The following is a 20383-nucleotide window of genomic DNA, read 5'->3' as shown; positions in this document are numbered from 1 at the left end:
CGGAGGACTCCATGACCGACGCACCCGCCGACACCGCGCCTGCCGCGGCGGCCCCGGCCCCGCCCCGCCGATCCCCGCTGCACGCCGTGCACGAGGCCGCCGGCGCCTCCTTCACCGACTTCGCCGGCTGGCTCATGCCCGTCCGCTACACGAGCGACCTCGCCGAGCACCGCGCCGTGCGCGAGGCCGCCGGCATCTTCGACATCTCGCACATGGCCGAGATCGCCGTGGAGGGCGAGGGCGCCGCCCGCTTCCTCGACTCCGTGCTCGCCGGCAAGCTCTCGGCCATCGCCGAGTGGCAGGCGAAGTACACGCTGCTGCTGGATCCCTCGGGCGGCATCGTCGACGACCTCATCGTCTACCGCACCGGCGAGGAGTCCTTCCTCGTCGTCGCCAACGCGGGCAACCACGACCCCGTCCTCGCCGTGCTCGCCGAGGCGGCCGAGGGCCTCGACGACGTGGAGGTCGACGACGCGAGCGACGACGTCGCCCTCATCGCCGTGCAGGGTCCCGTGTCCCGCGCGATCCTCGAGGCCACCGCCGGGCTCGAGACCGCGACGCCGCTCGAGGCGCTCCGCTACTACCGCGCCACGGCCGCCCGCTTCGCCGGCCAGGACGTGCTCGTCGCCCGCACCGGCTACACGGGCGAGGACGGCTACGAGCTGTACGTCGCCACCGAGGACGCGGTCGCCCTGTGGGAGGCGCTCGTCGCCGCCGGCACGCCGCTCGGCCTGCTGAACACGGGCCTCGCCTGCCGCGACACGCTCCGCCTCGAGGCGGGCATGCCGCTCTACGGCCACGAGCTCGGCCTGCACACGCTGCCCGTGCAGGCCGGCGTCGGCAAGGTGGTCGCGCTCGCGAAGGAGGGCGACTTCCGCGGTCGCGCCGCCGTGGAGAAGGGCCCGGATCCCGCCGCCCGCGTGCTCGTCGGCCTCGTCACCGAGGGCCGCCGCGCGCCTCGCGCCGACTACCCCGTCTACGCCGAGGAGGTCGCGGGCGACTCCGCCGAGGCCCTCGAGGCCGTGATGGAGGCCACCGAGGGCGCCGTCGCGCCCGTTGGAATCATCACGAGCGGGGCCCTGTCGCCCACGCTCGGCCACCCCGTCGCCATGGCGTACGTGGATCCCGCGCTCGCCGCCCCCGGCACGCGCCTCACCGTCGACGTCCGCGGCACGCGCGTTCCCGCCACCGTCGTGACCCTCCCCTTCTACTCGCGAAAGGCCCTCGCATGACCGACCAGACCAGCCTCCAGTACACCGCCGAGCACGAGTGGGTGCAGGTCGACGGCGACGTCGCGACCGTCGGCATCACGGCCTACGCCGCCGACAAGCTCGGCGACGTCGTCTTCGTCGAGCTGCCCGCGGTGGGCGACGAGCTCGCCGGCGGCGAGGTCGTGGGCGAGATCGAGTCGACCAAGTCGGTCGGCGAGCTCTTCGCGCCCATCGACGGCACGGTCACCGAGGTCAACGAGGAGGTCGTCGCCTCGCCCGACCTCGTGAACAGCGACCCGTTCGGATCCGGCTGGCTCGTCAAGGTGCGCTTCGAGGCGCTCCCGACGCTCCTCAGCCACGACGAGTACGTCGCGCTGGTGGGCGAGTGACCGCCGTCGACGCCGGCACGCGCCCGGCCACGCCCGCCCCCGTCTCCGCGCCCGACGTGGCCGAGGAGTCCTCGGCCTTCGCGCCCGGCGCGTTCGGCGCCCGCCACATCGGCATCGACTCCGAGGCCCGCGCCACCATGCTTAGGCTTCTCGGCCACGACTCCATCCCGTCGCTCCTCGCGAAGGCCGTGCCCGAGACCATCCAGGTCGACCGCTTCCGCACCGAGGGCGACTCCGTGCTGCCCGAGGCGGCCACCGAGCGCGACGCCCTCGCCGAGCTCCGCCGCATCGCGGGCCGCAACCGCGTGCGCACCTCGATGATCGGCCTCGGCTACCACGACACGATCACGCCCGCGGTCATCACCCGCAACGTGCTCGAGAACCCGAGCTGGTACACGGCCTACACGCCGTACCAGCCCGAGATCTCGCAGGGCCGCCTCGAGGCGCTCATCAACTTCCAGACGATGGTCGCCGAGCTCTCCGGGCTCGCGACCGCGAACGCGTCCATGCTCGACGAGTCCACCGCCGTGGTGGAGGGCATGCTGCTCGCGCGCCGCGCCTCCAAGGCGAAGACGCCCGTCTTCCTCATCGACGCCGACGCCCTGCCGCAGACGCGCGCGCTCCTCGACAGCCGCGCCGCCGCGCTCGGCATCGAGCTGGTCGCGCACGACCTCGCCACGGTGGATCCCGCCGAGCTGCCCGACGCGTTCGGCGCCTTCATCCAGTACCCCGGCGCCTCCGGCCGCATCTGGGACCCCAGCGCCGTCATCGCGCGCGTGCACGAGGCGGGCGGCCTCGCGGTCGTCGCGGCCGACCTGCTCGCCCTCACGGTGATCACGTCGCCCGGCGAGCTGGGCGCGGACATCGCGGTCGGCACCTCGCAGCGCTTCGGCGTGCCCATGGGCTTCGGCGGTCCGCACGCGGGCTACCTCGCCGTGCGCGCCGGCCTCGAGCGCCAGATGCCCGGCCGCCTCGTGGGCGTCAGCCAGGACGCGGCCGGCCATCCCGCCTACCGCCTGTCGCTCCAGACGCGCGAGCAGCACATCCGCCGCGAGAAGGCCACCAGCAACATCTGCACCGCGCAGGTGCTCCTCGCCGTGATGGCCTCGATGTACGCGGTCTACCACGGGCCGAAGGGCCTCCGCGTCATCGCGCGCCAGGCCAACCGGGGCGCCCGCCGCCTCGTCCGCTCGCTGGCGACCGTCGGCGTCGAGCCGCTGCACGCCGCGTTCTTCGACACCGTGCGCGTCTCCGTGCCCGGCCGTGCGGACGCGATCCTCGCGGCCGCGGCCGAGGGCGGGGTCAACCTGCTCCGCGTGGACGCCGACACCCTCGGCTTCAGCGTCGACGAGGCCACGCGCCCCGAGGACCTCGCGGTCGTCGCGCGCGCGTTCGGCGCCGAGCTCGCGGAGGACGAGGGCGCGACCGGCGACCTCTCGTCGATCCCCGAGCTGTCGATCCGCACGAGCGAGTACCTCACGCACGCCGTCTTCTCCACGCACCGCTCCGAGACCGGCATGATGCGGTACCTCAAGCGCCTCTCCGACAAGGACTACGCGCTCGACCGCGGCATGATCCCGCTCGGCTCCTGCACCATGAAGCTCAACGCGGCCACCGAGATGGAGGCGGTGACCTGGCCCGAGTTCCAGGCCATCCACCCCTTCGCGCCCACGGACGACGTCGAGGGCTACCTGGAGCTGGTCCTCCAGCTGGAGACCTGGCTCGCCGACGTCACGGGCTACGACACCGTGAGCCTCCAGCCGAACGCCGGCAGCCAGGGCGAGCTCGCGGGCCTCCTCGCGATCCGCGGCTACCACCTCGCGAACGGCGACGACGCGCGCACGGTCTGCCTCATCCCGCAGAGCGCCCACGGCACGAACGCGGCCAGCGCCGTGCTCGCCGGCATGCGCGTCGTGGTCGTCGCGTGCGACGAGCTCGGCAACGTCGACCTCGACGACCTGCGCGCGAAGATCGCCGCGCACCGCGACGAGCTCGCCGGGCTGATGATCACGTACCCCTCCACCCACGGCGTCTACGAGCACGAGGTCGGCGCGATCTGCGCGGCCGTGCACGAGGCCGGCGGCCAGGTCTACGTCGACGGCGCGAACCTCAACGCGCTCCTCGGCTTCGCCCGCTTCGGCGACTTCGGCGGCGACGTCTCGCACCTCAACCTGCACAAGACGTTCTGCATCCCGCACGGCGGCGGCGGACCCGGCGTCGGCCCGGTCGCGGCGAAGGCGCACCTCGCGCCCTTCCTGCCCGGCCACCCGCAGGCGCAGCGCAACGTCCACGCGCTCGTGCAGGACGGGGTCGTCTCCACGATCGAGCACGGCGGCGCCCCGGTGTCGGCCGCGCCGTACGGGTCGCCGAGCATCCTCCCCATCAGCTGGGCCTACGTCCGCATGATGGGCGCCGAGGGCCTGAAGCAGGCGACGGGCGCCGCGGTGCTGTCGGCGAACTACATCGCCGCGCGCCTCCGCGACCACTACCCGGTGCTCTACGCGGGGGAGGACGGCCTCGTCGCGCACGAGTGCATCCTCGACCTGCGCCCGCTCACGGCCGCGACCGGCGTGACGGTGGACGACGTGGCCAAGCGCCTCGTCGACTACGGCTTCCACGCGCCCACCATGAGCTTCCCGGTCCCGGGCACGCTCATGGTCGAGCCCACGGAGAGCGAGGACCTCGCCGAGGTCGAGCGCTTCATCGCGGCGATGATCGGCATCAAGCAGGAGGCCGACTCGGTCGCCGCGGGCGAGTGGCCGGCCGACGACAACCCGCTCCGGAACGCGCCGCACACGGCCGAGTCGGTCATCGCGGGGGAGTGGACGCACGCGTACACGCGCGAGCGCGCCGTCTACCCGGTGTCGACGCTCGTGCGCGACAAGTACTGGCCGCCGGTGCGCCGCATCGACCAGGCCTACGGCGACCGCAACCTGTTCTGCGCCTGCCCGCCGCCGGAGGCGTTCGCCTGATCCGCGCCTGATCCGCGGCGCCCCGCGCGCCGCACCGCACCACCGCCGAGGGCGGCGGGACCACCCGGTCCCGCCGCCCTCGCGGCGTCCCGCCCCTGCTCGCCCGTCCGCGTTCACCTCCCGTCCACCGGAGATGGTCGAAGCGTCGATGATGGCTACCTATCGTGGACGATGCGTCCACAGGATCCCGACGGGATCCACGACCCGGGCGCGGAGACGAGCGCCCCCGTGACCACCCCCGGCCGGACCCTCGTGTTCGACTTCGACGGCACCGTCTCCCTCGGCGACGGCCCGGTGCTCCGCTACGCGCACCACGTGGCCGAGACGCTGCCCGGCGACGACGCGCGCACGCGGTTCGCCGCCGCCGTCGCCGCCGGCCTCCGCGACATCGGCCGGCCCCACGGCGCCATCGACGGGTACGCGCTCGTCCAGGGGCTCGCCGCCCGGCACGAGGTGCCCGAGCGGCTCCTCTCCGCGGCCTTCCTGGCGAGCCGCGCGGAGCTCGGCGGCCCGCACGCGCCCGTCGTCGCGCCCGCCGGGCTCGGCTGCTTCCTCCGCGGGCTCGAGGGCCGGGCGATCCGCGTGCTCGTCACGAACTCGCCCGCCGTCCGGATCCCGGAGGCCCTCGCCGCGCTCGGGATCGCCGGCGGGTTCGACGAGGTCGTGACGGGCGCCGGCAAGCCCGCGGGGATGGGCGCCGTCCTCGACCGCCTCGATCCCGGCCCCGCCGCGGGTCCGCCCGCCGCCCGGCTCCTGAGCGTCGGCGACCTCTGGGTCAACGACCTGGAGCCGGCGCACGCCCGCGGCTTCCGCACCGCGCTCGTGGGACCTGCCGCGTCGGCCGACGACCGGGCCACGTACCGCGCCGCCACCGTCGCCGGGCTGTACGCGGACATCCGCGCCTGGCTCGACGGCGCCCCCTCGCCCGCCACCTCCTCCCTCGCCGCTCCCCACGGAAAGCAGATGCACGCATGAAGAAGCCCGCCCTCCCGCTCCTCGTCATCGGGGCCGTCGCCGCCCTCGCGCTCACCGGATGCTCGTCGGCCGGCGACGCGTCCGGCGCGGCCGCGTCCGGCTCCGCGGATCCGACGTCCCTCACGCTCGCGCTCGTCCCGTCCCAGGACCAGGACGGCCTCGTGCAGACCGCCGCGCCCCTCACCGACATGCTCACGAAGGCCCTCGGGATCCCCGTCACCGGCGTGGTGGCGAAGGACTACCAGGCCGCCGTCGAGGCGATGGGCGCCGACCAGGCGCAGATCGGCTTCCTCCCCTCCCTGCAGCTCTGGCAGGCGAGCGACATGTACCAGGCGAAGGTCGTGCTGCAGACGGAGCGGAACGGCAACATCACCTACCCCGCCCAGTTCATGACGAACGACCCCGACAAGTACTGCGACGACGCCCCCGTCGAGCGCGACGGCATGCTGTTCTGCAACGGCGCGGACGCGCTGACCGGTCCCCAGGGCCTCGACTCCATCACGCGGGTGAAGGGCGCGAAGGTCGCCGTCCTCGGCCCGGGGTCGCCCGCCGGCTACATCTACCCGATGCTCGCGCTGAAGGACGCCGGGCTCGACATCGACTCCGACATCCAGCGGATCCCCGTCACGGCCAACGACGCCTCCGTGCTCGCGGTCTACGACGGGGACGCCGAGGTCGGCTTCAGCTTCTGGGACGCCCGCACGATCGTCGCCAAGGACAAGCCGGACGTCGGGAAGAAGGTCGTCGTCTTCGCGATGACCGACGAGATCCCCAACGACGGCGTCGCGGTCTCCGGCTCGCTGTCGCCGGAGCTGCAGGACCGGATCACGAAGGCGCTGCTCGACTACTCGGCCACGCCCGAGGGCTCCGCGGCCCTCACCGCCGTGTACTCCATCACGAAGCTCGCGCCCGCCGACCCGTCGTCGCTCGACGTCGTGGCGCGCGCCGCCGAGTCGCTCGGTCTGCGCTAGCGCATGGCCGCCGCCACCTCCCTGTCGGAGGCCGCCGCGCTCGCGCCGGCCTCCACGCCGTGGGCCGTCCGCCTCGCCGGCGTCACGGTCCGCTACCCCAACGGCGTCGTCGCGCTGAAGGACGTCTCCCTCGACATCGCCGGCGGCGAGATGGTCTCGGTCGTCGGGCTGTCCGGATCCGGCAAGTCGAGCCTCATCCGCACGATCAACGGCCTCGTCCCCGTGACCTCCGGCGAGGTGGAGGTCGGCGGCACGCGCGTCGACGGCCTCGCCGACCGCCGCCTCCGCGCCCTCCGCGGCGACATCGGGATGGTCTTCCAGGGCTTCAACCTCGCGAAGCGCGCGAGCGTCCTCGACAACGTGCTCGTCGGCCGGCTCGCGCACACGCCCGGGTGGCGCACGTTCCTCGGGCTGCCGCGCGCGGTCGACCGCGAGATCGCGTTCCAGGCGCTCGAGAGCGTCGGGATCCTCGGCAAGGTGTGGGACCGCGCGTCCACGCTGTCCGGCGGCCAGCAGCAGCGCGTCGCGATCGCCCGCGCGCTCGCGCAGCGCCCCCGCCTCGTCCTCGCCGACGAGCCGGTCGCGAGCCTCGACCCGCCGACCGCGCACGGCGTCATGGGCGACCTCCGCCGCATCAACCGCGAGCTCGGGATCACGGTGCTCACCAACCTGCACCTCCTCGACCTCGCGCGCGGCTACGGCGACCGGATGATCGGCCTCCGCGCCGGCGAGGTCGTCTACGACGGCCCGGCCGCGACCGCGGGCGACGACGTCTTCGAGGCCATCTACGGCCGCTCGATCCGCCCCGAGGACACCCTCGGATGAGCATCCGGGAGCTGCCGCCGCGCCCCGCGGGCCGCTGGCGGCCGTGGGCCGCGCTCGCCGTCGTGCTCGTCATCACGGCCGTCGCGATGAGCCCGCAGGTGGGTGTGGCGTTCGGGTTCGACGCCATCGCGCGCAACTGGCGGAACGGCGCCGACAAGCTCGCGCGCCTGTTCGAGCCCGACTGGGCGTTCTTCCCCCGCACCGTCGCGCCGATGCTCGAGACCCTCGCCATGGCCGTCATCGCGACCGTCGCCGGGGCCGCGGTCGCGCTGCCGCTCAGCCTGTGGGCCGCGCGCCTCACCAATCCGCACCCGGTGAGCCGCGGTGCCATCCGCGCGGTCCTCAACGTGGTGCGCGCGGTGCCGGAGCTGCTCTACGCCGCGCTGCTCGTGGCGATGGTGGGCGTCGGGGCGCTGCCCGGCATCCTCGCGCTCGTCCTCTTCAACGTGGGCATCATCGTGAAGCTCGTGTCGGAGGCCATCGAGTCGAACGACCCCGGCCCGCTCGAGGCGGGGCGCGCGGCGGGCGGCACGCGGATGCAGGTCGACCGGGCGGTCGCCCTGCCCGACGTGCTTCCCGGCTTCGTCGGCCAGACGCTCTACGTGCTCGAGCTCAACGTGCGCGCGTCCACCGTCCTCGGCCTCGTGGGCGCCGGCGGCATCGGCCTCCTCATCGACGCCGTGCGCACCTTCTACCGCTACGACCAGCTCGCGCTGATCGTGCTGGAGATCCTCGTGATCGTCATCGTGATCGACCTCGTCTCGAACGAGATCAGGAAGAGGATCGCATGAGCCTCGCCGTGCCCGCCCGCCCCCGCCGCCCGGCCCGGGTCGTCGCCGTGGCGGCCGTCACCGCGGTCGTGGTCGTCGCCTGCTGGTCGGCCGACATCGCGTGGGACCGCCTCGCCGACCTGCCCGCCGAGCTCGTCCGCTACCTCTGGCTGATGTTCTCGAGCCCCGACTGGTCGAAGCTCCCCGAGGCGCTCCGCCAGACGTGGACCTCGGTGCTCATGGCCTGGGTCGGCACGGTCATCGGCGTCGTCGTCTCGGTGCCGCTCGCCTTCCTCGCGGCGCGCGGCTTCGCGCCGGCGGCCGTGCGCTGGCCGCTGCGGATCCTCTTCTCCGCCATCCGCGCCGTGCCCGAGATCATCACCGCCATCGTGATCCTCTCGGTCACCGGCCTCACGCCCCTCACGGGCGCGCTGGCGCTCGGCGTCTCGAGCGTCGGCACGCTCGGCAAGTGGGGCTACGAGTCCGTGGAGGGCGTCGACCGCGGTCCGCTCGAGGCCGTGCGGGCGGCCGGCGGCGGCGCCTGGTCGCTGATCCGCTGGGGCGTCTGGCCGCAGGCGAGCGCCGACTTCCTCTCCTTCTGGCTGTACCGGTTCGAGATCAACGTGCGCGCGTCGGCGGTGCTCGGCCTCATCGGCGTCGGCGGGATCGGCGACATGCTCACCTCCTACACTCAGTACCGGGAGTGGCCCACGGTGGGCGTCCTCCTCATCGTCGTCGTCGCGGTCACCATGTCGATCGACGCCGTCTCCGGCCGGATCCGCCGCCGGATCACCGAGGGGGCGAGGGTCCGTGCAGTGGAGTGACGACGTGGGGCCCACCACGCGCATCGCGACCGTGGTCAACGCCCTGCAGCCGAGCGAGCGCCGCGTGGTCGAGCTGATCCTCGACGACACCGAGGGCGTGGTGGAGATCACCGCGCAGGAGCTCGCCGACCGCGCGGGCGTCGCCCGCTCCACCGTCGTCCGCTCGTGCCAGAGCCTCGGCTACCGCGGCTACCCGCAGCTGCGCGTCGCCCTCACCCGGGAGCTCGCGCGGAGCTCGGCCCGCGCGGCCGCGACCGCGGGGGAGGGCGCGCACGGCCCCAGCGCGCTCGGCCGGATCCGCTCCGACCTCGACGCGCTCGCCGCCGCCCTCCCGCGGGTCGCTAGCGTGCTCGGGGAGGCGGAGGTGGAGGACGCGGTCGCGCGCGTCGTCGCCGCCCGCCGCCTGGTGGTCGTCGCCAGCGGCCTGTCGTCCCCGCTCGCCCTCGACCTCTCCATGCGCCTCACCGCGGTCGGCCGTCCCGCCGAGTTCGTCGCGGATCCGGTGGGCCAGCAGATCGCGGTCAGCCGGCTCTCGCCCGAGGACGTCGTGGTCGTCATCAGCGGCAGCGGCGCCAACGAGCTGAGCCTCCGCGGCGCCCGGTCGGCGCGCGCGGCCGGCGCCGCCGTGGTGGCCGTCACCTCGTTCGCGACGTCCCCGCTCGGGGCGCTCGCCGACGTCGCCCTCGTGGTGGCGCCCGCCAAGGCCGGGTTCCGGCACGAGGTCGAGCGCACGTCGCGCATCCCGCACGTCATCGTGCTGGAGTCGCTCGTCGAGATCGTGGCCGACCGGCTGGGCACGACCGCCGCCGACGCGCGCGCCGGCGTCCTCACCATCCTCAGCGAGAACCTCAGCGACTGAGGCCGGCCCGGCCGGCGCCCGGCCTCCGCCCGGGCGCCGGCGCCCGGCGCCCGGCGCCCGGGCATCCGCCCCTAGTGCTCGGTCGCCTTCTCGGCGCCGTGCCCGGTGAGCGACCGCACGTCCATCTCGGCCGCCACCAGCGGGTCCTCCTTGCGCGTGGAGGTCACGGTCCCGATCCAGCCGAGCAGGAACCCGACGGGGATCGACACGATCCCCGGGTTGCTCAGCGGGAACCACGAGAAGTCGGCCCCCGGGATCATCGACGTCTCCGCGCCCGACACCACGGGCGAGAACGCGATCAGCACGAGCGCCGTCCCGAGCCCGCCGTACATGCTGAGCACCGCGCCGCGCGTGGAGAAGCGCCGCCAGTAGAGGGAGTAGAGGATCGTCGGCAGGTTCGCGCTCGCCGCCACCGCGAAGGCCAGCGCCACGAGGAACGCCACGTTCTGCCCGTTCGCGCCGATGCCCGCGAGGATCGACACGATGCCGATCACGACGACCGTGATCCGCGCGACCCGCACCTCGCCGTTCGCCGAGACCTGCCCCTTCTTGATGACGCTGCCGTACACGTCGTGCGCGAAGGACGCCGCCGCCGTGATGGTGAGTCCGGCGACCACCGCCAGGATCGTGGCGAACGCCACCGCCGCGATGATCCCCAGCAGGATCGGCCCGCCGAGCTCGAGCGCCAGTAGGGGAGCGGCCGAGTTGACGCCGCCGGGCGCCGCGAGGATCCGCTCGCTCCCGAGCAGCGCGCCCGCGCCGTACCCGAGCACCAGGGTGAAGAGGTAGAAGATGCCGATGAGCCAGATCGCCCAGACCACGCTGCGACGCGCCTCCTTCGCGGTCGGCACGGTGTAGAAGCGCATGAGCACGTGCGGGAGGCCCGCCGTGCCGAGCACCAGCGCGAGCGCGAGCGACAGGAAGTCGAGCTTCGTGATCCCCGTGGCCCCGTACTGGTTGCCGGGCTCGAGCACGGGCTTGTCCGCCGCGGCGGCCGCCGCGCCCAGCAGGTCCGACACGTTGAAGCCGTGGATCGCGAGCACCCACACGGTCATCACGGCCGCGCCCGCGATGAGCAGGCAGGCCTTGATGATCTGCACCCAGGTCGTGCCCTTCATCCCGCCGACGAGCACGTAGACGATCATGAGCGCGCCGACCACCGCGATCACGAGCGACTGCCCGAGCCGGTCGTCGATCCCGAGCAGCAGCGAGACGAGCCCGCCCGCGCCCGCCATCTGCGCGAGCAGGTAGAAGAAGCAGACGGCGAGCGTCGTGGTCGCCGCGGCCAGCCGCACGGGCCGCTGCTTGAGCCGGAAGCTCAGCACGTCGGCCATCGTGAACTTGCCGGTGTTGCGCATCAGCTCGGCCACGAGCAGCAGCGCCACGAGCCACGCGACGAGGAACCCGATCGAGTAGAGGAAGCCGTCGTACCCGTTGATCGCGATGGCGCCGACGATCCCGAGGAACGACGCCGCCGAGAGGTAGTCGCCCGCGATGGCGGTGCCGTTCTGCGGCCCGGTGAAGGAGCGGCCGGCCGCGTAGTAGTCCGCCGCGGTCGAGTTGTTCCGGCTCGCCCGGAACACGATCACGAGGGTGATCACCACGAAGGCGCCGAAGATCGAGATGTTGAGGACGGGGTCGCCCGTGTCGGTCGTGGGCGTCGTCGCCATGACGGCCGAGGTCGCGGCGCTCATCTCCGGCCGCCCTTCCGATGCTCGGGCGGAGTGGACCCACGCGGCCCCTCCAGCGCGACGCGCTCGCGCTCCTCCAGGTCGGCCCGGATCTCCGCGGCCGCGGGGTCGAAGCGCGCGTTCGCCCGGCTCACGTACCAGGTGGTGATCGCGAAGGTCGTCACGAACTGCGCGAGCCCCAGCAGGATCCCGAGGTTCACGTTGCCGATGACGGGCGTGGACATGAACTCGTGCGCGTAGTCCGACAGCAGCACGAACGCGAAGTACCAGACGAGGAACGCGACGGCGAGCGGGAAGACGAAGCCGCGGTGCGCCCGCTTCAGCTCCCGGAACCGGGCCGAGTCCTCGACCTCCAGGTAGTCGACGGCCGGCCGGGGGTCCCCGGTCGGATGAGCGGCGTCGCCCATGGGATCTCCTCGAGATGAGGCCGCACCTCGTCGTGCGGCGTTCCCAGGTTAGGCACAGGTCGGGCGGATGCGCCAGGGTCGCGCCCCCGGTCGTGCCCGGAAACCCGTCAGCCGAACAGTCCCGGCAGCAGCTGCAGCGCGACCGGGTAGCCCACGAAGCTGACCACGTCGAGGATCAGGTGGGCCACCACGAGCGGCGCCGTCCGGCCGAAGCGCACGTAGCACCAGCCGAACACGACGCCCATCACCACGTTCCCGAGGAACGGCCCGTAGCCCTGGTACAGGTGGTAGCTCCCGCGCAGCACGGCCGCCACGAGGACCACGCTCCACGCGCCGATCCGGCCGTGCCCCCAGCCGAGCTCGCGGAGCCGGGTGAAGAGGTAGCCGACCACGATCACCTCCTCCTGCAGCGCCGCACGCAGGGCGACGAGCACGAGCACCGGCACGGTCCACCAGTACGAGTCGAGCGCGGTCGGCACCACGTCGACCGTGATGCCGAGCGCACGGCCGGCGAGGTACAGGCCGAGCCCGGGCACCCCGATGAGCGCGGCGAGGCCGAAGCCGGCGGCGACGTCGCGCCCCGGACGGGTGAGGTCGAGGCCGATCCGCCGGAACGCGCTCCGCCCCGGCTGCCAGAGCAGGAAGAGCACGAGGGCGACCGGCACGAGCGCGGTCGCGATGTCGAGCAGCTGGTAGAGCAGGTCGAAGACCTGCCGGTCGTTCAGGCTCCGGTTGATCGTGGCGCTCTGCGATCCGAGCGCCTCCGGCCGCGTCGAGAGGTCGACGATCCGGAGCACGGAGTACACGGCGCTCGCCCCGAGCGAGAGCCCGAGCACGAGGGCGATCTCGATCCGGATGCGCCGACGCACCGCGGGCCGCGGCGCCGGGGGTCGGGCGAGCGTTCTCGCGGCGGGGGAGGGGGCGTCGGGCACGGGGCGATCCTAGGCGCGGCCGCCCGGACCCCGGCTGTCGGCGGGCCCGTGGCCGACGGCGCCCCGGACGACGCGATCCGTCGTCCAGGCCGACGATCGCGCGCGATGTCGACGGTCCAGACGCACGGATCCGGACCCCCACGCGCGGATCCGCGCGTCCGAGTTACCGGTATGTAACGTTTGGGCCCAGTTTTTGCAAAGACTCCCAGGCGTACCTAGGGTCATTCATATCTGCGCGGTCGACCGCACGCACGGTGGGTCCGCGCCATTCCCATGCACAGGAGGAACCTTGAAAATCAGACGCCTTGCAGCGGCTGGTGCCGTCATCGTCTCCGGTGCCCTCGTCCTCAGCGGCTGCTCTGCGCCCGCTCAGGAGTCCGAGGTCATCGCCGGCACTGAGATCACCGTGGCCTGGAACGACCCGTTCCTCGAGTACAACAACGCGTCGGCGACCGGCAACGCCACCGCCAACACGAACATCGTGTACCTGACGAACCGGGCCTTCAACTACTACGACGACGGCCCCTCGCTGCAGAAGGACACCGACTTCGGCACGTACGAGAAGGTCTCCGACGACCCCCTGGTCGTGAAGTTCACGATCAACGAGGGCGTCAAGTGGAGCGACGGCACCCCCGTCGACGCCGCGGACATGCTCCTCAACTGGGCCGCCAACACGACCAACGTGAACACGACCGAGGACGTGAAGACGAACGAGGACGGCACGGTCACCACCGGCGACGACCAGGTCTTCTTCAACTCGGGCGCCGTCAAGGACACCCGCCTCGGCCTAGTCACCAAGACCCCCGAGATCGGCGACGACGGCCGCAGCCTCACCTACACGTACGACCAGCCCTACGTCGACTGGGAGGTCGCGACCGGCAACGGCGTCGGCGTCTCGGCCCACGGCACCACGCAGCTCGCCTTCCCGGACGAGAACCTCTCGCCCGAGGACGCGAAGAAGAAGCTCATCACGGCGATCCAGGACAAGGACGCCAGCGTCCTCGCCCCGGTCTCCAAGGTCTGGAACGACGGCTACCGCTACTCCGACATGCCGACGGAGCCGCAGAAGACCCTGGGCGACGGCGCGTACACGATCACCGACCTCAAGGCCGACCAGTACATCACCCTGACGGCCAACAAGGAGTACACCGGCTCCAAGAAGCCGAAGTACGAGAAGATCACGGTCCGGTTCATCTCGGACCCGCAGGCGCAGATCCAGGCCCTCTCGAACGGCGAGGTCCAGATCGCGTCCGGTCAGCCCACGGCCGACCTCCTCCAGCAGGTCCAGGGACTCAGCGGCATCGAGTACAAGGGCCAGGCCGAGGGCACGTACGAGCACGTCGATCTCCAGGTCACCAACGGCGGCCCGTTCGACCCCGCGAAGTACGGCGGAGACGCCGAGAAGGCCAAGCTCGTCCGCCAGGCGTTCTTCAAGACGCTGCCGCGCGAGGAGATCCTCGACAAGCTGATCAAGCCCCTCCAGGAGGACGCGGAGCTCCGCAACTCGAACGTCTTCGTGCCCGGCACGCCGAACTACGAGGCCTCGGTCGAGGAGAACGGCTACAAGGACCAGGCGGTCGACATCGACGGCGCCAAGGCGCTCCTCGCCCAGGCCGGCGTCACCGGCACGATCGACGCCCGCGTCCTCTACGGCCAGGGCAACACGCGTCGTCAGCAGGAGTTCGAGCTCATGCGCCAGTCGGCGCAGCAGGCCGGCTTCAACCTCATCGACGTGAACAGCGCCACGTGGGGTGCCGACCTCTCCAGCAAGACCGACTCGTACGACATCGCCCTCTTCGGATGGCAGTCCACGAGCCTCGCGGTCGGCGAGTCCGGCCCGAACTACCAGACCGGCGGCATCAACAACTACTACGGGTGGTCGAACCCCGAGGTCGACGACCTCTTCAAGCAGCTGGACACGGAGACCGACACGGACAAGCAGCGCGATCTGCTCATCCAGGCCGAGACCCTCATCCAGCAGCAGGGCTGGACGACGCCGATCTTCCAGTTCCCGGGCCTCACCGCCTGGAGCGACACGGTCACGGGCGTCAAGCCGGCGTTCCTCTCGCCGACCTACTTCTGGAACTACTGGGAGTGGGCCCCGGCGCAGGCAGCTGCGCAGTAGCACGACAGCAGTGAGCGCCGTCCCCTGAACGGGAGGGTGCGAGGGTGCCGAGGCCGCCTGGCCTCGGCACCCTCTCCATGTCCGTTGCCGATTCGTGATCCGCGGATCCGGCCGCGTATGCTCTCGTCGGGTCGGGTCACGAGCCCTGGCCGAACACAGAAAGGGACGTCGTCGCCCTGTGCTTACCTTCGTCTTGAGACGCCTCGTCGCGTCGTTCTTCGTCCTCCTGGGCGCCAGCTTCATCATCTACAACCTCGCGGCCAACTCGGGTGATCCCCTCGGGGACCTGCGCGAGAGCCCGTCGCCGAACCGCGACGCGCTCATCGCCGCGCGGACCGAGCTGCTCAACCTCGACGTCCCGTCGCCCCTGCGCTACTTCCTGTGGCTCGGCGGCGTGTTCAAGGTCTTCATCGGCCAGATCGACCTCGGCAGGGCCATCGACGGCCGCGAGGTCAACGACCTCATCGCCAACGCGGCCGGGCAGACGATCCAGCTGGTGACCATCGCCACGATCATCGCGGTGCTCATCGGCGTCTCCATCGGCATGACGACCGCGCTCCGCCAGTACAGCGGCTACGACTACACGGTCACCTTCGCGTCGTTCCTCTTCTTCTCGCTGCCGATCTTCTTCGTCGCCGTGCTGCTCAAGCAGTACGTCGCGATCGGCTTCAACGACTTCCTCGTGAACCCGTCGATCCCGCCGGTCCTCATCGTCGTCCTGTCGCTCGTGTCGGGCTTCGTGTGGATGAGCATCATCGGCGGCGACCCGAAGCCGCGCCTCATCGTGTTCGGCTCCGCGACGGTCATCACCGCGGCCGTGCTCGTCTACCTGCTCGTCACCGACTGGTTCGCTCGACCGGGTCTCGGCATCGTGCTCATCGGCGCCCTCGGGGCCCTGATCGCCGTGCTCATCACGTCGCTGTCCACGGGGCTCCGCAACCGGCGCGCGTTCTACTCGGCGCTCGCCATGGCCGTCCTCGGCGCCGCGCTCTGGTACCCGCTGCAGTACGTGCTGACGGTCTCCGCCCCCTGGTGGATCACCATCGTGCTCGTCGTCGCGTTCGTCGTGGTCGGGGTGGTCGTCGGCTACGTCGTCGGCCAGAACGACAAGCCCATCGTCGCCCGCGGCGCCGGCATCACCGGCGGGCTCGTCGCGTTGCTGATCATCATCGACCGCGTCATGCAGGTGTGGCCCGACTACGTGACCAACACGCGCGGCCGCCCCATCGCCACCGTCGGCGCCGTCACCCCGGGCCTCCAAGGCTCCATCTGGCAGGGAATGCTCGACAGCTACACGCACCTCCTCCTGCCCACGATCGCGCTCCTGCTGATCTCCGTCGCGAGCTACTCCCGCTACTCGCGGGCGAGCCTCCTCGAGGTCATGAACCAGGACTACGTGCGCACCGCGCGCGCCAAGGGCCTCACCGAGCGCACCGTGATCATGCGCCACGCGTTCCGCAACGCCATGATCCCCGTCGCCACCGTCATCGCGTTCGACGTGGGCGGACTCATCGGCGGGGCGGTGATCACGGAGACGATCTTCGCGTGGAAGGGCATGGGATCCGTGTTCCAGGAGGCCCTGACCAAGACCGACCTCAATCCGCTGATGGGATTCATCCTGATCACCAGCATCCTGACCGTCATCTTCAACATGCTGGCCGACATCCTGTACTCGGTCCTCGATCCTCGAATCCGGGTGAGCTGACACATGACCAATTCGCTGATGGGGAACCCCAACGACCCCCACAACGACCCGCACCTCCCGGAGGGCGGCGCGAACTCCGAGCTGACGATCGAGCAGCGGGAGGTCGAGGGCCTCAGCCAGGGGACCGTCGTCCGTCGTCGGTTCCTCCGCCACAAGGGCGCCATGACATCGGTCGTGGTCCTGCTGCTGATGGCGATCCTCGTGTACTCGTCCGTGGGCATCCAGGTCTTCGGCCTCCGCATCCCCGGCTGGTGGATGTGGGGCTACGAGGACGCGTCGCCCATCGAGAACGGCGGCAACCCCACGTGGGTGCTGCCCTTCCAGTTCGGGGCGCACCCGTTCGGCCAGGACGAGATCGGGCGCGACATCTTCGCCCGCGTCATGCGCGGCACGCAGCAGTCCATCGTCGTGATGGTCGTGTACGGCGTCATCGCGGCCTTCATCGGGATCGTCGTCGGCGCCGTCTCGGGCTTCTTCCGCGGCCGCGTCGACTCCCTGCTGATGCGCTTCACCGACCTCATCATCGTGATCCCGGTCATCGTCATCGCCGCGGTCCTCGGACAGACCTTCGGGAGCCTCGGAGCGGCCGTGCTGGGGATCGTGCTCGGCCTCGTGGGATGGCCGAGCCTGGCCCGCCTCGTGCGCGGAGAGTTCCTCAGCCTCCGCGAGCGCGAGTTCGTCGACGCGGCGCGGGTGGCAGGCGCCTCGAACAGCCGCATCGTGTTCCGGCACATCCTGCCGAACGCGATCGGCGTCGTGATCGTCTCGACCACGCTGCTCATGAGCGCGGCCATCCTGCTCGAGGCGGCGCTGTCGTTCCTCGGGTTCGGCATCCGGAAGCCGGACGTGTCGCTCGGCCAGATCATCAACGAGTACCAGGGCGCGTTCGCGACCCGGCCGTGGCTGTTCTGGTTCCCCGGCCTGTTCATCATCATCATCGCTCTGACGATCAACTTCATCGGCGACGGCCTGCGCGACGCGTTCGACCCGCGCCAGCGGCGCATGCCGGGCGGACAGGGCCCGTACAAGCAGATGTTCGCCATGCTCACCGGCCGCACCCGCCGCGAGCAGGGCCCGACGACCGGCTCCGGCGCCGAGGGCGTCCGCGTCCCGCCGCCCGTCGGGTCGGCGCGTCCGGACGCGCAGGCCGACGGTCCCGCCGACGGCACCGCGCCGGACGGCACGGACGGTCGATGACCGTCGTCGCGTCGGACGGGCCGGCGGTCGCCGGCCCGTCTCCCGCCGGGACGCGGCTCCCGGCCTCAGACCAGGGCGGTCACGACCGTCGCCGCGGCGAGCACCACGAGCACGGCGATCTCCGCCCAGTGCGTGCGGACGCGCCGGCCCTCCTCCTCGACCGGGCCGCCCAGGTGGCCCGCCTGGTCGAGGTCGGCGAGGCGCCGGCGGATCACCGTGGCCGCGTCGCCGGAGTCGGTGCGGGGCAGGTCGCCACGGCGCGCGTCCTGCATCATCGCGCTGAGGTCCGGCTGGTACCGCTCCTCCTTCGTGGTGATGTAGGCGTTCGAGTGCCGGCCGGGCGCGGGAGCGGCCCACGCCGTGACGCGCTCGTGCGCGGTCGTGATGTTCAGGGCCCACTTGGTGTCGACCTCGCGGATCGCGGGCCACGACATCTCGTGCGTGCGGAAGACGTTGCGGATCTCGACGCCCTCGATCGCGATGCGCACGCGCGGCGCCCAGAAGACGAGCCACGCCGCGTAGGCCAGCAGCAGCGGGCCCCACACGGTCGTGGGGAGCAGGTCGGCACGACCTCCCACCACCGTGCTCACGAGCACGACGACCACGATCGCCGAGACGATCACGGTCAGCAGGCGGCCGAACGACGGGCGGATGACGACGGGCTGGTCCATGGCCACATCGTCCCACGGCCCGCATCCACGCCCTTCGACACCTTCCCTTCCACCAGCCAGGAGTACGCAGCATGAGCGCTCACGCGAACGGGTCAGACGCGATCGTCCCCATCCTCGAGGTCTCCGGACTCGGCGTCGACTTCTGGGTCGGCGACGAGTGGATCCCCGCGGCCGTCGACCTCGACTACAAGGTCAACCCGGGCGAGGTCCTCGCGATCGTCGGCGAGTCCGGCTCCGGCAAGAGCGTCAGCTCCATGTCGCTGCTCGGCCTCCTGCCCAAGAACGGACGGGTCCGCGGCAGCGCGAAGCTCAAGGGCGTCGAGATGGTCGGCGCCGACCAGGCGACCCTGCGGAAGGCGCGCGGCAACGACATCGCCGTGATCTTCCAGGAGCCGATGACGGCCCTCAACCCGGTCTACACGGTGGGCTTCCAGATCGTGGAGGCCCTGCGCGTCCACAACTCGATCATCCCGTCGGCCGCCAAGGTGCGCGCGCTCGAGCTGCTGAAGCTCGTCGAGATGCCGGACCCCGAGAAGGCGTTCGACTCCTACCCGCACCAGCTCTCGGGCGGCCAGCGCCAGCGCGCCATGATCGCCCAGTCGCTGTCGTGCGACCCCGACATGCTCATCGCCGACGAGCCCACCACGGCGCTCGACGTGACGATCCAGGCCGAGATCCTCGACCTGCTGCGGAAGCTCCACCAGCGCCTCAACAGCGCGATCGTGATCATCACGCACGACATGGGCGTGGTCGCCGACCTCGCGACCAACGTCATCGTGATGAAGAGCGGCCGCATCGTCGAGCGCGGCTCGGTGCGCGAGATCTTCCAGTCGCCGAAGGACCCGTACACGAAGCAGCTGCTCGCGTCGGTGCCGCACCTCGGCACGGGCGAGGCCGCCCAGGTCGAGGTCGCGGCCCGCACCACGGAGCCGGCCATCTCCCTCAAGGAGGTGGACATCGACTACCCGAAGCTCGGTCGCGTGCCGGCGTTCCGGGCGGTCACGGGCGCGTCCTTCGACATCCACCCCGGCGAGGTCGTCGGCGTCGTGGGCGAGTCGGGATCCGGCAAGACCACGATCGCGCGCGCCGCGGTGGGCCTCCTGCCCGTCGCGGGCGGCGAGCTCACGGTCGCCGGGCGCCGCATGACCGGCATCTCGGCGAAGGACCTCCGGGCCGTCCGCCGCGAGATCGGCATCGTGTTCCAGGACCCGGGCTCCTCGCTCAACCCGCGCTGGCCCATCGGCCAGAGCATCGGCGAGCCGCTCGAGCTCTCCGGGCAGTTCTCGAAGAAGCAGCAGAGCGACCGGGTCGAGGAGCTCCTCGAGCAGGTGGAGCTGCCTCGCAGCTTCCGCAACCGCTACCCGAACGAGCTCTCCGGCGGCCAGCGGCAGCGCGTGGGCATCGCCCGGGCGCTCGCGCTCCGGCCGAAGGTGCTCGTGGCCGACGAGCCCACCTCGGCGCTCGACGTGTCGGTGCAGGCCCGCGTGCTCCAGCTGCTGCAGGAGATCCAGAAGGAGCTCCAGTTCGCGTGCCTCTTCGTGAGCCACGACCTCGCGGTGGTCGACCTCCTCGCCGACCGCATCGTGGTGATGAACCACGGCAAGATCGTGGAGCAGGGGCCGACCGAGTCGATCCTCCGGAACCCGCAGCACCCGTACACGCAGAAGCTCATCGCCGCGGTTCCGCTGCCGGATCCCGACCAGCAGAAGGAGCGCCGCGAGCTCCGCGAGGCCCTGCGGGACCAGCCGCCCGCGGCCTGATCCGCGACCCGCACGACCCGGCCCGCCGTCCGTCGCACCCCCTCCCGGGGGCGCGCGGGCGGCGGGCCTCGTCGTGCCGCTCGCGTAGGATCGACGGCG

17 protein-coding genes are annotated in these 20383 nt (G+C 71.9%); 13 read left to right on the top strand and 4 right to left on the bottom strand.

Features of this window, described 5'->3' with window-relative positions; genetic code table 11:
- Positions 1–11 precede the first annotated feature (11 nt).
- The 9 genes from gcvT (at position 12) to FGG90_RS07220 (ending at position 9796) form a co-directional block, all read left to right on the top strand.
- A complete protein-coding gene (gcvT, locus tag FGG90_RS07260) occupies positions 12–1232 on the top strand; it encodes a glycine cleavage system aminomethyltransferase GcvT (protein ID WP_094128642.1) in 1221 nt (406 codons plus the stop codon).
- Positions 1229–1600 (top strand): glycine cleavage system protein GcvH, encoded by a 372-nt coding sequence (gcvH, locus tag FGG90_RS07255; RefSeq protein WP_063072618.1) that lies wholly within the window; start codon positions 1229–1231, stop codon positions 1598–1600. The genes gcvT and gcvH overlap by 4 nt, the downstream gene beginning before the upstream one ends.
- Complete coding sequence (gene gcvP, locus FGG90_RS07250; protein WP_094128645.1) at positions 1597–4572, top strand: aminomethyl-transferring glycine dehydrogenase; 2976 nt, start codon at positions 1597–1599, stop codon at positions 4570–4572. The genes gcvH and gcvP overlap by 4 nt, the downstream gene beginning before the upstream one ends.
- 228 nt (positions 4573–4800) lie before the next feature.
- Positions 4801–5547, top strand: coding sequence for an HAD family hydrolase (locus FGG90_RS07245; RefSeq protein WP_133065154.1), 747 nt, complete (start codon positions 4801–4803; stop codon positions 5545–5547).
- Complete coding sequence (gene phnD, locus FGG90_RS07240; protein ID WP_094128651.1) at positions 5544–6518, top strand: phosphate/phosphite/phosphonate ABC transporter substrate-binding protein; 975 nt, start codon at positions 5544–5546, stop codon at positions 6516–6518. The genes FGG90_RS07245 and phnD overlap by 4 nt, the downstream gene beginning before the upstream one ends.
- Before the next feature lie 3 nt (positions 6519–6521).
- On the top strand, positions 6522–7343 hold the full coding sequence (gene phnC / locus FGG90_RS07235) for a phosphonate ABC transporter ATP-binding protein (protein ID WP_094128654.1): 822 nt from the start codon (positions 6522–6524) through the stop codon (positions 7341–7343).
- A complete protein-coding gene (gene phnE / locus FGG90_RS07230) occupies positions 7340–8134 on the top strand; it encodes a phosphonate ABC transporter, permease protein PhnE (RefSeq protein WP_094128657.1) in 795 nt (264 codons plus the stop codon). The genes phnC and phnE (FGG90_RS07230) overlap by 4 nt, the downstream gene beginning before the upstream one ends.
- Positions 8131–8937 carry a phosphonate ABC transporter, permease protein PhnE gene (gene phnE / locus FGG90_RS07225; RefSeq protein WP_094128660.1) on the top strand — a complete coding sequence of 269 codons (807 nt, stop codon included), beginning with the start codon at positions 8131–8133 and terminating at the stop codon, positions 8935–8937. Before phnE (FGG90_RS07230) ends, phnE (FGG90_RS07225) begins: the two co-directional genes overlap by 4 nt.
- Positions 8924–9796, top strand: a complete 873-nt coding sequence (locus FGG90_RS07220; RefSeq protein WP_094128663.1) for a MurR/RpiR family transcriptional regulator — start codon at positions 8924–8926, stop codon at positions 9794–9796. Before phnE (FGG90_RS07225) ends, FGG90_RS07220 begins: the two co-directional genes overlap by 14 nt.
- 71 nt (positions 9797–9867) lie before the next feature.
- On the opposite strand, the gene FGG90_RS07215 is transcribed toward FGG90_RS07220, so the two are convergent.
- From FGG90_RS07215 to FGG90_RS07205, 3 genes are all read right to left on the bottom strand, one after another.
- Positions 9868–11490 (bottom strand): solute symporter family protein, encoded by a 1623-nt coding sequence (locus FGG90_RS07215; protein WP_094128666.1) that lies wholly within the window; start codon positions 11488–11490, stop codon positions 9868–9870.
- Complete coding sequence (locus tag FGG90_RS07210; RefSeq protein WP_094128669.1) at positions 11487–11894, bottom strand: DUF485 domain-containing protein; 408 nt, start codon at positions 11892–11894, stop codon at positions 11487–11489. Before FGG90_RS07210 ends, FGG90_RS07215 begins: the two co-directional genes overlap by 4 nt.
- 107 nt (positions 11895–12001) lie before the next feature.
- A complete protein-coding gene (locus FGG90_RS07205) occupies positions 12002–12826 on the bottom strand; it encodes a CPBP family intramembrane glutamic endopeptidase (RefSeq protein ID WP_094128671.1) in 825 nt (274 codons plus the stop codon).
- Positions 12827–13115: 289 nt separating this feature from the next.
- Between FGG90_RS07205 and FGG90_RS07200 the strand changes: the two genes are divergently transcribed.
- From FGG90_RS07200 to FGG90_RS07190, 3 genes are all read left to right on the top strand, one after another.
- Complete coding sequence (locus FGG90_RS07200; protein ID WP_094128674.1) at positions 13116–14951, top strand: ABC transporter family substrate-binding protein; 1836 nt, start codon at positions 13116–13118, stop codon at positions 14949–14951.
- A 178-nt stretch (positions 14952–15129) separates the two neighbouring features.
- On the top strand, positions 15130–16656 hold the full coding sequence (locus tag FGG90_RS07195; RefSeq protein ID WP_094128677.1) for an ABC transporter permease: 1527 nt from the start codon (positions 15130–15132) through the stop codon (positions 16654–16656).
- Between the two features lie 3 nt (positions 16657–16659).
- Positions 16660–17853 carry an ABC transporter permease gene (locus FGG90_RS07190; RefSeq protein ID WP_094128680.1) on the top strand — a complete coding sequence of 398 codons (1194 nt, stop codon included), beginning with the start codon at positions 16660–16662 and terminating at the stop codon, positions 17851–17853.
- A 65-nt stretch (positions 17854–17918) separates the two neighbouring features.
- Here the strand turns inward: FGG90_RS07190 and FGG90_RS07185 are convergent, their stop codons facing one another.
- Positions 17919–18524, bottom strand: coding sequence for a PH domain-containing protein (locus tag FGG90_RS07185; RefSeq protein ID WP_094128683.1), 606 nt, complete (start codon positions 18522–18524; stop codon positions 17919–17921).
- A gap of 71 nt (positions 18525–18595) precedes the next feature.
- Between FGG90_RS07185 and FGG90_RS07180 the strand changes: the two genes are divergently transcribed.
- On the top strand, positions 18596–20284 hold the full coding sequence (locus FGG90_RS07180) for an ABC transporter ATP-binding protein (protein ID WP_094128686.1): 1689 nt from the start codon (positions 18596–18598) through the stop codon (positions 20282–20284).
- The last annotated feature ends 99 nt before the right edge of the window (positions 20285–20383 follow it).

Origin of the sequence: Clavibacter michiganensis subsp. tessellarius (genome assembly GCF_021922985.1) — a bacterium.
GTDB lineage: Bacteria > Actinomycetota > Actinomycetes > Actinomycetales > Microbacteriaceae > Clavibacter > Clavibacter tessellarius.
This window is presented reverse-complemented; position numbering and strand designations above follow the sequence as displayed.